Genomic DNA, 11431 nt, shown 5'->3' with positions numbered 1-11431 from the left:
TAAATCAAGGTCATTCCTCCAAATCTTTTAGTTCGCTCTCTCTAACTTCTTCATCTTTAAGAGATGAGTTAAGTTGTGTAAAGTTCTTGTTCATTTTTCCGCTTCTTTTTATTTGGTCAAGATCTCTTATTTCAACTTCTATGTCTTCTCCATTTTGGAATTGAATTTTTACAAGTTCTTGTATTGTATACTTGTCTATGACAGTTCCTTCTCCCCTATCTGTCATTACAAATTCTCCCAGGCGAGGCATTTTTTTAAATATACATTCGTAGCCGTCTTGTTCATATTTTAAACAACACATTAGTCTTCCACAAAGTCCGGATATTTTTGTAGGGTTTAGGGATAATTCTTGATCCTTTGCCATTTTTATGGATACTGGCGAAAATTCTGACAAAAATGCTCTGCAGCAACAGGGCCTTCCACAAGGTCCAAGGCCTCCGATTTTTTTTGCTTCGTCTCTTACGCCTATTTGCCTTAATTCAATTCTGGTTCTGAAAATTGATGCAAGATCTCTTACAAGTTCTCTAAAATCTATTCTTCCATCTGCTGTAAAATAAAAAAGAAGTTTTCCCCTATCAAAGGTGTATTCACAGCCTATTAATTTCATATTTAATTTATGCTCCTTACATTTGTTCTCACAAATAATAAGAGCTTCTCTTGCATCGTTTCTGTTGTCCAGCTGTCTTAAATCATCTTCCGGGCTTGCAATTCTAAGAACGGGCTTTAATTCCGTTAAAATTTCTTCTTCTTTTAATTCTTTTTTGATTACAACTGTTCCGTATTCAATTCCCCTTGATGTTTCAACTATAACATTATCGCCTATTTTTGTATCTATATCTCTTGGGTCAAAATAATATATTTTGCCCGTTTTTTTAAATCTTACTCCTGATACGTCAATCATTTAGTCCTCCTAACTTCATGAGCATATTTTCTATATTTAATCTGAAATTTAAGTTGCTTTTAAAATTATTTCTTGCTTTTTCTAAAATTTTATAAGCTTCTAAGGCTTCTTTTGTACTTAAATTCAGACCTTTTATTTCTTCTATATAATCTATGTTCAAAATGTTATTTACATTTTTTGTGCTTTTATAAACTGCTAAATCTCTAAGAAATAGGCTTAAGGTTTCAAATATTTCTTGGAGATCATCCTTATTTTCTTCAAAGAAATTATATTGTTTAAAAATTTCTTCTTTAGATCCTTTTAAAATTTTTAAAAGATTTTTTATTGTCTTTTGTCTTCTTTCAAAATTTTCCCCTTGATTTAAGGCTAGGGCTTTTTTTAAAGAGCCTCCTGATATTTTTGAAAAAAGTCTAGCGTTTTTTCTTATTCCCTTATCTATTAAAAATTCTTCAATTTCATTTTGAGAAAGCCCGTTGAAATTTAAAGTTCTACATCTTGAAAGAATTGTATCAAGGATTCTTTCAAGATCACTTGTAATTAAAAAAATCGTAAGATATTCTGGAGGTTCTTCCAAAGTTTTCAAAAAAGCATTTTGGCTTTCCTTTGTTGCTTCTTCAAAACCGTCTATAATATAAACTTTTCTTTTACCTTCAAAGGGTAGCTTATAACTATCTTCTATTAATTCTTCTATGTCGGATTTTTTTACTCTTTCCTTTTCCAGTATAAATAAATCCGGATGAGCAAAACCGTCTGTATCAAGTTTAAATTTACCCGTTAAAATTTTTCTTGCATAACAAATGGCAAGGGTTTTTTTCCCGATTCCTTCCGGCCCTGCAAAGATATAGGCATGGGAAATTTCTTTATTATTTTTTAATTCTTGGGTTAAGTTTAAATTCCCTACAAACATTAAATTCTCATACTCTTTTCAACGTCAAGGACAAAAATTGTTGCACCGCTAAGTTCAAAGTTGCCCCTTTCGTCTTTTATTTCTTCTGTTTGAGTTACTTCTTTTAAAATTGAGTCCACATGACCTAATTCTTCATCTTCAACCCCTAAAAAAAGAGTTGTATTTCCAGATTTGAAAAAGCCTCCTGAAGAAGATACTTTTGTTACTGAAATATTTTCTTCAAAAAATTTATCTAAAAGTTCATCTACAAATTTATCTTGAACTATTGCAATTATCATCTTCATATTATCACCTAATACCTTTTAAAGTCTTCAACTTCAAGGACAAATACCGTTGCTCCTCCAACAGTTACTTTTACAGGCAAGGCTGCCAGGGCTTGACCAGGTATTCCCATAGGTTGAATGGTTTTTATTATTTCTCTTGTTTTACAATTGTTTTCAATTATTTTTAATAATTCATCTAAGGATTGATCTTCTATTCCACAAAGTATCGTGGAGTTTCCGCTTTTTAAAAATCCTCCAGTAGAGCTTACCTTTGTAACTCTAAAATTCTTTTTTGTTATTTTATCTATCAAGTTGTCGGAATCGGCATCTTGTACAATTGCTACTACAAGTTTCATTTTATCAACTCCAATAATTTTTCCAAACATTCATTAAAAACTTCTTCTATTGACCTTGAAGCATCTATAATTTGAAAATCTTTGTTTTTACTTAAATCTTCATAGGCCCTTTGAACTTTTTTATGAAATGAAATATCTTCTCTTTCCAGTCTGTCTCCACCGTCTGCCAATTTTCTAAGTAAAGTTTTTTCTGAGTTTACTTTAAATAAAAATACTAAATCCGGTTTTAAGCCCCCGGTGGCAAAATCATTTATTGTTTCAACGCCTTTTCCTAGTCCTCTTCCATAACCTTGGTAAGCTATGGAGGAAAGAACGAATCTTTCGCAAAGAATAATATAGCCTTCTTCTAAGGCGGGAATTATTTTTTCATGAACGTGCTGGGCTCTACTTGCTGCATATAAAAGAGCTTCTGTCCTATAATCCATTTTTGTGTTTTGAGGATCTAAAATAATATTTCTTATTTTTTCTGAAATTTCAGTTCCACCTGGTTCTCTTGTGCGTAAAACTTTTTTATTTAATTTTTTTAATTCTTCATATAAAAGACTTGCAATTGTAGTTTTTCCACAACCGTCAGGTCCTTCAAAGGTTACAAATATACCTTTCATCTTCTCACCTTATTTCTATATTATCATAGAAATCGTGAATTTTATATGTAAACTTATATAGAAAAAACTCTCCTATTTTCTTAGAAGAGTTTTTTAAGATATTATAAAATTTTTTTAGATATTATTTTTAAATTCTTGTCCATTTCATATACAATAGGTTGTCCTGTTGCAATTTCAAGAGAAGTTATTTGGTCATCACTTATGTTTTCAATGTGCTTTGTTATGGCACGAATGGAATTTCCGTGAGCTGCTACAAGAACATTTTTACCTTCTATAATTTTTGGTGCAATTTGATCCATCCAATAGGGAAGGGTTCTTTTAAGGGTGAGCTCCAAAGATTCAAAGTCTGGTATAATTTCTTGGGGTACATTCCTATAACGAGGATCCCTATGAGCGCTTCTCTCATCATCTTTATCAAGAGCTGGCGGTGGTGTTGTGTATGATCTTCTCCAAATATGAACTTGTTCATCTCCATATTTTTCAGCTGTTTCTTTTTTATTTAGGCCTTGAAGAGCTCCATAGTGTCTTTCGTTTAATCTCCATGTTTTAAAGGTGGGAACATAAAGTTGATCTGAATGTTCAAGAACTAAATTACAAGTTTTTATGGCACGAGTTAGCATTGATGTAAAAGCTATGTCAAATAAAATATTTTCATTTTTTATTTTTTCTCCTGCTCTTATTGCTTCTTCAATTCCTTCTTCAGATAGGTCTACATCTTTCCAGCCTGTAAATAAATTAAGTTTGTTCCACTGGCTTTGACCATGTCTTATTAATACAAGTTTCATTTTTCCTCCGTCTTATTTAAGCTTAAAATTCCCTCCCAGTTGAAAAAATTATTTACACTATCAAGAAAGTTTTTAATTTCATCTTCTGTGTATGAATGAACTACAGCTTCAAAAAGCGCACTTACATAAGCACTCATAAACATATGCAACTCTTTGTCGGGAATAAGGCTTTTTCCTTTTAAGTTAATTATATAATTTTTTGTAGCTTTTGTCAGTTCTTGTGAAATCATATGAGGATAGTCTATATATTTTGTGCCGTCGGAACAATTTAAAAGTAACCTTAAGTTTTGGCAATCATCATAAAATTTTGAAAGAGTTGCATAATCAAGTGAGTTGTGTAAAATCTTTTCAATTAAGCCACTTTTTCCTGAATTTTCTTTAATCATTTCCTCCATTGCTTTTACCGTAGGAGATACAATTTCTTCAAAGAGTTCTTTTTTTGATTTAAATCTTCTATAAAAAGCGCCTGTTGTTATATTAGCTCCCTTACAAATATTTTTTAGAGAAGCTTTTTCAAAACCGCAGCTTAGAAATTCTTTTCCGCCTTCAGCAATTATGGAGTCTCTTATTTCATCTCTTATCATATTTCCTCCAATAATTCTTATCATTTACAGATTACTAATAAAACTTTTAAAAGTCAAGGTTTTATGGTTTTTTATAAAATAAAAACCCATATTTTTAAAACATGGGTCAAATTTCATATTTAATTTTTTCTGAAAATTCAACTTGATCAAAGGTAACCTTACTGTCATAAACGTGAATTTTTACTCCAGCCTCTTTTGCCTTTTTTAAAGTTTTCGCAAAAGCCTCATCTCTTTCTCCATTTGCCTTAAAGGAATCTGCTCCCTTAAATTGAATAAGAAAGAGCACATTTGCATCAAGACCTCTTTTTCTCGCCTCTATTAATTCTAAAAGATGTTTTTTTCCTCTTAGAGTTGGAGCGTCTGGAAACATGGCAAGGCCATTTTCTTCAAGGGTAACTCCCTTTACTTCACAAAAACCGCAAAGATCTTTTTCTTTATAAAAGGCAAAGTCAAATCTGGAATTTAAAAATTTTACTTCTCTCCTATAAGAATTTTTATATTGGGGAAAAATTTTTCCACTTTTTATGGCTTCTTCTACTATTTTATTGGGAGCCTGGGAGTCTATATTTATTAAAATATTTTCTTTATAGGCACTCACCAAAGAATATTTTGTCTTTCTTGTTTTTAAGTCAGATTTTTCCAATAAAACTCTTGCATCTTTTCTTAAAATTTCTTTGCAGCGACCTGTGTTTGGAATGTGAACTCTTTCTATATGACCATCTATTTTTGCAAAGCCTATAAATCTATTTTGCCTTTCAAGAAAAATTCCTTCTTTTATGTTTTTATATTTCATAGCTTATTTTTTAACAATAGACCTTGATTTCTTCTTGACAATTCACAAATTCCAAGACTTGTGTAGCCATGAATGTTAAGAGAAATATCATTTTTTATAAATTCCTCCTCCATTTTTTTCAAAATGTCTTGTCTATTTTTTTCATCTTTCATATTTATTAAATCAATCATTATTATGCCGCTTATATTTCTAAGTTTTATTTGAAGGGCTATTTCTTCTATGGCTTTTAAATTTATTTTATATGCCAAGTCTTCAAAGTTTTTAAAGTCCGTTGATTGAGATGAGTTCACATCTATTACCGTCATGGCTTCTGTGTAGTCTATATAAATATTTGATCCATCATTTATATGGACAATTCTTTCAAATAATTTTAAATAATCTTTGTTTATTTGAGGGTTATATTTTATGGAATAATTTTTTTCAAATTCAACTTTTCTTAAATTTTTATAGGCCTTTTCTATATTTTTTGAGTTTGTAACTATATCATAAGGGTGTTCATGAATAAATCTGTCTAAAATATCTTCCCTGTAAAGAAGTCTGGGGACAGGTAAAAATTTTTCTTCTCCTAATATTTTTTCTGCCTTTTCTTTTAATTCTTCATATTCTTTTTTTATTTCTTCCTTAGAAAAATTTTGAGCTTCAGTTCTGTAAACAATTCCCTCTAAAGAGATTTTTTTCAATTCTTCTTTTTTTTCTTTAGAAAGTTTTTTTGAATATTTTACAAAATTGTTTTTAGGAAAATATACGAGACTTTTTCCTGGAAGGGATATTTCTCTTGTCCCTCTTGGTCCTTTATCTTCTCCGGTTTTTTTTATTTGAATTATAAGGGTTTGATTTTCTTTTATATTTTCTTTTTCATCATCAAGGTTTAAATATACATTGTCTTTTAAGCCCACATCTATAAAGGCTGCGTTCATAGACTTTATTATTCTAGTAACTCTTCCAAGATAGATGTTTTTTAAAATATTTTCCTCATCATAATAAATTATATCCCTGATTCTTCCATCAAAAATCAGGGCTGTTTTAAATTTTTCGTCTATATATATTTTCTTTTGCACATTGTTTTCAATCATAAATTTCCATGCTCCAAAAAACTGTAGTAGCCATAGTCTCCTACAATTATGTGGTCTAAAACTTCTATGCCTATAATTTTTCCTGCTTCTTTAAGTCTTTTTGTAATTTCCATATCTTCTTTTGAAGGACTTGGATCTCCTGAAGGATGGTTATGCATAATTACAATAGTGTCTGCCATATTGTCTATGGCGCTTTTAAAAATTTCTCTTGGATGAATAAGACTCATATTTATTGTTCCAATGGAAACATCTCTGTAGCTTATAAATTGTTTTTTTGTGTCTAAAATTACAACTCTTACAATTTCTTTTTGAAGATTTTTTAGTTCTTCTCCTGCAAAGGCAATAATTTTTTCGGGGCTTGTGAGTTTTTCCCCTTTTTCTTTTCTTTCATTAAGTCTTAGAGAAAGTTCTATTGAAGCCATTATCATTGCAGCCTTACTATTACCTATTCCATCTGTATTAAGAAGGTCTTTTAAACTTATCTTGTTTAAATTTTTAAGTCCCCCTATTTGATTTATAAGGTCTTGAGAAACTTGAACGGCATTTTTTTCTTTTGTTCCTGTTCTTATTATTAGTGCCAAAAGCTCTGCGTTGGAAAGAACTTTAGATCCGTATGCCATTAATTTTTCCTGGGGTCTGTCCTCAGGCGGAATATCTTTTAAGGTAAATTTTTTAGCCATTTATTTTTTCTATATACTCCTTAATTCTTTTATAGGGAAGACCTACAATATTGTCAAAATCCCCTTCATATTTTAAAACTAAATTTGAACCATAGCCCTGGATTCCATAAGAACCTGCCTTGTCCTTATATTCTCCTGTATCAAGATAAGCTATTATGTCTTTTTCCTTTAAGTCTTTAAAATATACATAAGAAGATTCAAAATCAACATACTTTATTTTTTTATCTAAATTTATTAAAGCAAAGCCCGTAATGACTCTGTGCTTTATGTTTGAAAGGCTCTTTAACATATTATATGCATCTTCTCTGTTTTTAGGCTTACCTAAAGGCTGAGAGCCTCTCATGACTAAAGTATCAGCGCCTATTACTAGTGAATTTTTGTAATTTTTTGCAACTTGGTAGGCTTTTTCGTAGGCAAGGGCCATAACAAGACTTTCTCCATCTTCATAATGGTCTTTATCTTCTTTAATTTTTGGGGAAATTATTTCAAAGTCAAAATCTCTTTTTAAAATTTCTCTTCTTCTTGGTGAACCTGATGCCAGTATTATTTTCATTATCTTACCGCCTTAATTTTATTTAAACTTTCAGAACCATATATAGATCCAAGGCCTACAAAATATCCGGTAAAAATTCCTGTAATAACAAGAAAGGGAAAGTAGGCAAAAATTGCAGAAGATTTTAATACAAAGGTTGCCGCTGCAATTTGACCAAAATTATGAAAAAAAGATCCTATTTCTGAAATTCCTATAAGAGAAATTTTCCCCAACAAAAATTTGTGGGCAAGTATCATAGCAATAGAGGATAAAAGTGCTCCTGTAAAGGAAAATATAAAGCTTGAAACTCCTCCTGTTATTAAAACTAATACTAGACTTTTTAAAAGAGCAATGGCAAAGCCTTCTCTATATCCAAAAACAGATATTGTTATTAAAACTACCATATTTGAAAGACCAAGTCTTGCTCCAGGAACGGGAATTGGAAGGGGAATTTGCGATTCAAAAAGTCCAAGGACTAGTCCTAATGCCGTTAAAAGAGAAAGAAAAACCCATTTTTTTGTTTTCAATTTAACATCACATCCAAATCATTTTTATCAGAATTTAATTCCACAACAAGTCTGTTGGGAAGACATATAATAGACTGACCGGTCCTTGTTACTTCTCCCATTTTCATGCAAAGTTTATCCTTACAGTCGCTTTCATACATAATTGCACCCTTTTCTGTAAATTTTATAGTGTTGTGACCGTATTTACTGTCTATCTTTGCGGTTTTTCCAACTAAACTTTTATCCAATTTATATTTTTTATAAATTTTACCGTCTATTTTAACCACAAGACTTAAATTTGAACTTGTCTTATTTGTATTCCATGTATAAAGACCGCTTAAAACTGCTATTAAAAGTATAAGGCCTATAACAATAAGGTCGCCCTTAATTAATTTTGTTTTTTTCATAATGTAATTATACACTAAATTTTAATTTTGCCGATGGTAAAGCTTAAATATCAATAAAGTAAAATTTAAAATAAAAAATTCGCTGAACTTTATCAGCGAATTTAATTTTTTATAAATTTTATAAAGGTAAAAATATTTTAAATTTTGTTCCCACATCTATTTGAGATTCTAACTCTATCTTTCCCTTGTGAACATCCACAATGTGTTTTACAATTGAAAGCCCAAGTCCTGTTGAACCTGTTTTTTTATTTCTCGATTTATCTGCAACATAAAATCTTTCATAAATTCTGTCAATGTCTTCTTCTTTTATGCCTATGCCTGTATCACTTATGGTTATTAGACAAAAATCTTCCTCTCTTTTTATGGTAAAATCAACTTTTCCATTTTCTTTGTTGTATTTTATTGCATTGGAAAGAAGGTTTTCAAAACATTCAGTCATCATTTCTTTATCGGCTCTTATGGTAATAGGCTCAGCATAAAAATTTAACTCTATATTTTTTTTGTCAGCTTCTATTACAAATTGATTTACCAAGTCTGAAGCTAGAGCTTTTAAATCTATAAGAGTAAAATCTTTTTCCGATTTTGATTCAATTTTTGATATTTTCAAAATATCATCTATTAAATCTCTAAGTCTTTGGGATTGTTTAAAAATTATTTCTCCAAATTCTTTTGTCTTATCTTCTTCAACTCCCTTTGAAAGAAGCTCTGCAAAACCTGAAATTGTTGTAAGGGGAGTCTTAAGTTCGTGAGTTACATTGGATGTAAATTCATCACGTCTTTTTCTCAAAGAAATTTCAAGAGTTTTATCTGCAAGAAGCAAAATCACTCCTGCCTTGGGATCCTTTGATGAAGGGCTTATAAAATATCCGTAAATTTTTCCGTTAAAGCTTACATCACCTGAAACATATTTGTTCTTATAAGCTTCATTTACTCCTTCTATTAAAGTTTCAGAGCTGGTGATTTCCAAAATATGAGAACCAACTGATTTTTTTATTGGCTTTAAAATTTTAACTGCAGAATCATTAATCATAAGAACTCTTTTTTCTTTGTCAAAAATAATAAGTCCCTCGTTCATGTTGGAAAGTATTGTGGAAATTGTTTGGTTCTGCTCCATTTCCTTAACTAATCTATTGTTGATTTCTTTTTGTTGTTCTTCAATTTTTCTAAAATATGGATTTAATTCTTCATAAATTTCCAGCTCAGGATTGTGAATGGCATCTCTTATTGGATTTACTAAACCTGTTGTCATTCGCTTTGATATGGAAATACTTATTAAAAATAAGAAAATTACTATTAAAATTTCTCCGGGAATAATTATTTGAAATACTGAAATTACAGACTTCATATCCCTTGAAACTCTTATAACTTTTTCTCCCACCCTGTTTGCATAATACATGGTGTCTTTCCCGAAAGTTGTTGAGTATCTTACGCTTTTACCCCTGCCACTTGCAAAGGCTTCTTTTATTTCCGGTCTATCCTTATGGTTTTCAAGACTATCAGCATCCTTTATGGAATCGTATAAAACTTTTCCTTCCTTATCTATTAAATTTATTCTCAAATCTCCCAGCTTAATCTTTTCTATTGCAGCTGGATCTTCTTTATAAGTTTCAACTAAAAAGTTTGATTGATCTCTTAAAGAATCACTTATTTGATTTCTATAAAATCTGTAATACATAAGAGTTGAAAAGAAAGCTGAAAATATTAAAGCATATAAAACCAGGACCAGAAGTTGTCTGAATATTTTTTTTCTCATTATTCCATTTTATATCCAAGCCCTCTTACAGTTTGAATATATCCCTCTCCTATTTTATTTCTTAAAGATGCTATGTGCATATCCACCGTTCTTGATTCTCCTTGAAAATCATATCCCCATATATTTTCAAGAAGACTTTCTCTTGTCATAACAAGACCTATGTTTTTCATCATGGTAAGCATTATTTCAAATTCTTTAAAGGTTAAATAAATTTCTTGTCCGTCTTTTTTCAAAACTCTTTTATTCTCGTCAATGGAAAGATTTTTATAAACAATTTTTTCTTCTTGTTTATAGGCACGTCTTAACATGGCTTTTACTCTGGAAATTAATTCCATAACTCCAAAGGGCTTTGTTATATAATCATCTGCTCCCTTGTCAAGAGCATTTACAATATCAAATTCAGAATTTTTTGCCGTAAGCATTATCACTGGCGTTTCTCTATATTTTGTAGATTTTTTTAATCTTTGTAAAATTTGTATTCCATCCATATCAGGAAGCATTATATCAAGCAAAAACAAATCTCCATCTGTTTCTGCAGAAAAAAAGTCTCCTGCTTTTTCATATCCTTCAACTTTAAAATCCGCATTTTTTAAAGCATATTCTATAAGTTTTCTTATATCATCATCGTCTTCAATTACAATAATTTTCATCTACTCACCTTTTATTGAAAATATTACCCATCTTGCTATTCTTGTACCGTGATCAGCTATTCTTTCAAAATATCTGGCAATAATTATTATGTTTACAATAAGTTCTGCATCAAACTTGCCCTTTCTGATTTCCTCAACCATGGCTTCTTTAATTCTTATAAATTCTTGGTCCACAGCATCGTCCATTTCAATTACTTTTTGTGCATCTTCTGCAGAATTTCTAATGAAGGCATATATTGCTTCTTTTACTAAATCTGATGTTGCCCTTGAAATTTTTTCTATTTCAAAAAACATTTTGGAATCATTGTCACTATCTGTTTCAAGTATTATTTTTGCAATATTGTTGCATTGATCCCCTATTCTTTTTATGTCGGTTATCATTTTTAGTCCTGCGCTTACTCTTCTGAAGTCCGTTGCCACAGGTTGTTGCTCCAATAAAATTCTCAAACAATTACTTTGAATTTTTGAATCCAGGTCTCCTATTTCCGATACTATTTTGTCAAAATCTTTAAAAATTTCTTCATCCTTATTTTGTATACCCATTAATATGCCATTTATAGCTTTTTCAAGAAGTCTTGACATTTCAAGCATGTCTGTATTTAATTCCAACATTTCCTTGTCTAAATTTTTTCTCAT

16 protein-coding genes are annotated in these 11431 nt (G+C 30.4%); all 16 read right to left on the bottom strand.

Going from position 1 to position 11431, the window contains the following annotated elements; genetic code table 11:
- Positions 1 to 10: 10 nt before the first annotated feature.
- The 16 genes from J2S72_RS07470 to phoU all read right to left on the bottom strand — a co-directional run bounded on the left by J2S72_RS07470 (position 11) and on the right by phoU (position 11431).
- Complete coding sequence (locus tag J2S72_RS07470; RefSeq protein ID WP_023055983.1) at positions 11 to 901, bottom strand: PSP1 domain-containing protein; 891 nt, start codon at positions 899 to 901, stop codon at positions 11 to 13.
- Complete coding sequence (locus tag J2S72_RS07465) at positions 894 to 1808, bottom strand: DNA polymerase III subunit (protein WP_023055980.1); 915 nt, start codon at positions 1806 to 1808, stop codon at positions 894 to 896. The genes J2S72_RS07470 and J2S72_RS07465 overlap by 8 nt, the downstream gene beginning before the upstream one ends.
- Positions 1808 to 2092 (bottom strand): cyclic-di-AMP receptor, encoded by a 285-nt coding sequence (locus J2S72_RS07460; RefSeq protein ID WP_023055976.1) that lies wholly within the window; start codon positions 2090 to 2092, stop codon positions 1808 to 1810. Before J2S72_RS07460 ends, J2S72_RS07465 begins: the two co-directional genes overlap by 1 nt.
- A gap of 8 nt (positions 2093 to 2100) precedes the next feature.
- On the bottom strand, positions 2101 to 2427 hold the full coding sequence (locus J2S72_RS07455; protein ID WP_023055974.1) for a cyclic-di-AMP receptor: 327 nt from the start codon (positions 2425 to 2427) through the stop codon (positions 2101 to 2103).
- Positions 2424 to 3032 carry a dTMP kinase gene (gene tmk, locus J2S72_RS07450; RefSeq protein WP_023055985.1) on the bottom strand — a complete coding sequence of 203 codons (609 nt, stop codon included), beginning with the start codon at positions 3030 to 3032 and terminating at the stop codon, positions 2424 to 2426. The genes J2S72_RS07455 and tmk overlap by 4 nt, the downstream gene beginning before the upstream one ends.
- A gap of 101 nt (positions 3033 to 3133) precedes the next feature.
- Positions 3134 to 3817, bottom strand: coding sequence for a 2,3-diphosphoglycerate-dependent phosphoglycerate mutase (gpmA, locus tag J2S72_RS07445; protein WP_023055935.1), 684 nt, complete (start codon positions 3815 to 3817; stop codon positions 3134 to 3136).
- Positions 3814 to 4401 carry a TetR/AcrR family transcriptional regulator gene (locus tag J2S72_RS07440; RefSeq protein WP_023055912.1) on the bottom strand — a complete coding sequence of 196 codons (588 nt, stop codon included), beginning with the start codon at positions 4399 to 4401 and terminating at the stop codon, positions 3814 to 3816. Before J2S72_RS07440 ends, gpmA begins: the two co-directional genes overlap by 4 nt.
- A 106-nt stretch (positions 4402 to 4507) precedes the next feature.
- Positions 4508 to 5194, bottom strand: a complete 687-nt coding sequence (gene sfsA / locus J2S72_RS07435) for a DNA/RNA nuclease SfsA (protein WP_023055941.1) — start codon at positions 5192 to 5194, stop codon at positions 4508 to 4510.
- The gene (locus J2S72_RS07430) at positions 5191 to 6267 is read right to left on the bottom strand and encodes a ribonuclease E/G (RefSeq protein WP_307495258.1); all 1077 of its coding nucleotides are present in this window, start codon (positions 6265 to 6267) and stop codon (positions 5191 to 5193) included. The genes sfsA and J2S72_RS07430 overlap by 4 nt, the downstream gene beginning before the upstream one ends.
- On the bottom strand, positions 6264 to 6947 hold the full coding sequence (radC, locus tag J2S72_RS07425; protein ID WP_023055963.1) for a RadC family protein: 684 nt from the start codon (positions 6945 to 6947) through the stop codon (positions 6264 to 6266). The genes J2S72_RS07430 and radC overlap by 4 nt, the downstream gene beginning before the upstream one ends.
- Positions 6940 to 7500 (bottom strand): Maf family protein, encoded by a 561-nt coding sequence (locus tag J2S72_RS07420; RefSeq protein ID WP_023055905.1) that lies wholly within the window; start codon positions 7498 to 7500, stop codon positions 6940 to 6942. Before J2S72_RS07420 ends, radC begins: the two co-directional genes overlap by 8 nt.
- Positions 7500 to 8006 carry a Gx transporter family protein gene (locus tag J2S72_RS07415; RefSeq protein ID WP_023055906.1) on the bottom strand — a complete coding sequence of 169 codons (507 nt, stop codon included), beginning with the start codon at positions 8004 to 8006 and terminating at the stop codon, positions 7500 to 7502. Before J2S72_RS07415 ends, J2S72_RS07420 begins: the two co-directional genes overlap by 1 nt.
- A complete protein-coding gene (locus tag J2S72_RS07410; RefSeq protein ID WP_023055991.1) occupies positions 8003 to 8392 on the bottom strand; it encodes a NusG domain II-containing protein in 390 nt (129 codons plus the stop codon). Before J2S72_RS07410 ends, J2S72_RS07415 begins: the two co-directional genes overlap by 4 nt.
- A 118-nt stretch (positions 8393 to 8510) precedes the next feature.
- Complete coding sequence (locus J2S72_RS07405; protein ID WP_023055926.1) at positions 8511 to 10145, bottom strand: sensor histidine kinase; 1635 nt, start codon at positions 10143 to 10145, stop codon at positions 8511 to 8513.
- On the bottom strand, positions 10145 to 10795 hold the full coding sequence (locus J2S72_RS07400; protein WP_023055977.1) for a response regulator transcription factor: 651 nt from the start codon (positions 10793 to 10795) through the stop codon (positions 10145 to 10147). Before J2S72_RS07400 ends, J2S72_RS07405 begins: the two co-directional genes overlap by 1 nt.
- On the bottom strand, positions 10796 to 11431 hold the full coding sequence (gene phoU / locus J2S72_RS07395; protein ID WP_023055969.1) for a phosphate signaling complex protein PhoU: 636 nt from the start codon (positions 11429 to 11431) through the stop codon (positions 10796 to 10798).

Origin of the sequence: Peptoniphilus koenoeneniae, assembly GCF_030812875.1 — a bacterium.
GTDB lineage: Bacteria > Bacillota > Clostridia > Tissierellales > Peptoniphilaceae > Peptoniphilus_B > Peptoniphilus_B koenoeneniae.
The sequence above is the reverse complement of the archived record's forward strand: the minus strand, read 5'-3'. Positions and strand labels throughout refer to the sequence as shown.

What these genes read in the sequence shown, in the direction of transcription:
- J2S72_RS07470 (WP_023055983.1), bottom strand. Translation starts at nt 901, where the DNA reads ATGATTGACGTATCAGGAGTAAGATTTAAAAAAACGGGCAAAATATAT.
- J2S72_RS07465 (WP_023055980.1), bottom strand. Translation starts at nt 1,808, where the DNA reads ATGTTTGTAGGGAATTTAAACTTAACCCAAGAATTAAAAAATAATAAA.
- J2S72_RS07460 (WP_023055976.1), bottom strand. Translation starts at nt 2,092, where the DNA reads ATGAAGATGATAATTGCAATAGTTCAAGATAAATTTGTAGATGAACTT.
- J2S72_RS07455 (WP_023055974.1), bottom strand. Translation starts at nt 2,427, where the DNA reads ATGAAACTTGTAGTAGCAATTGTACAAGATGCCGATTCCGACAACTTG.
- tmk (WP_023055985.1), bottom strand. Translation starts at nt 3,032, where the DNA reads ATGAAAGGTATATTTGTAACCTTTGAAGGACCTGACGGTTGTGGAAAA.
- gpmA (WP_023055935.1), bottom strand. Translation starts at nt 3,817, where the DNA reads ATGAAACTTGTATTAATAAGACATGGTCAAAGCCAGTGGAACAAACTT.
- J2S72_RS07440 (WP_023055912.1), bottom strand. Translation starts at nt 4,401, where the DNA reads ATGATAAGAGATGAAATAAGAGACTCCATAATTGCTGAAGGCGGAAAA.
- sfsA (WP_023055941.1), bottom strand. Translation starts at nt 5,194, where the DNA reads ATGAAATATAAAAACATAAAAGAAGGAATTTTTCTTGAAAGGCAAAAT.
- J2S72_RS07430 (WP_307495258.1), bottom strand. Translation starts at nt 6,267, where the DNA reads ATGATTGAAAACAATGTGCAAAAGAAAATATATATAGACGAAAAATTT.
- radC (WP_023055963.1), bottom strand. Translation starts at nt 6,947, where the DNA reads ATGGCTAAAAAATTTACCTTAAAAGATATTCCGCCTGAGGACAGACCC.
- J2S72_RS07420 (WP_023055905.1), bottom strand. Translation starts at nt 7,500, where the DNA reads ATGAAAATAATACTGGCATCAGGTTCACCAAGAAGAAGAGAAATTTTA.
- J2S72_RS07410 (WP_023055991.1), bottom strand. Translation starts at nt 8,392, where the DNA reads ATGAAAAAAACAAAATTAATTAAGGGCGACCTTATTGTTATAGGCCTT.
- J2S72_RS07405 (WP_023055926.1), bottom strand. Translation starts at nt 10,145, where the DNA reads ATGAGAAAAAAAATATTCAGACAACTTCTGGTCCTGGTTTTATATGCT.
- J2S72_RS07400 (WP_023055977.1), bottom strand. Translation starts at nt 10,795, where the DNA reads ATGAAAATTATTGTAATTGAAGACGATGATGATATAAGAAAACTTATA.
- phoU (WP_023055969.1), bottom strand. Translation starts at nt 11,431, where the DNA reads ATGAGAAAAAATTTAGACAAGGAAATGTTGGAATTAAATACAGACATG.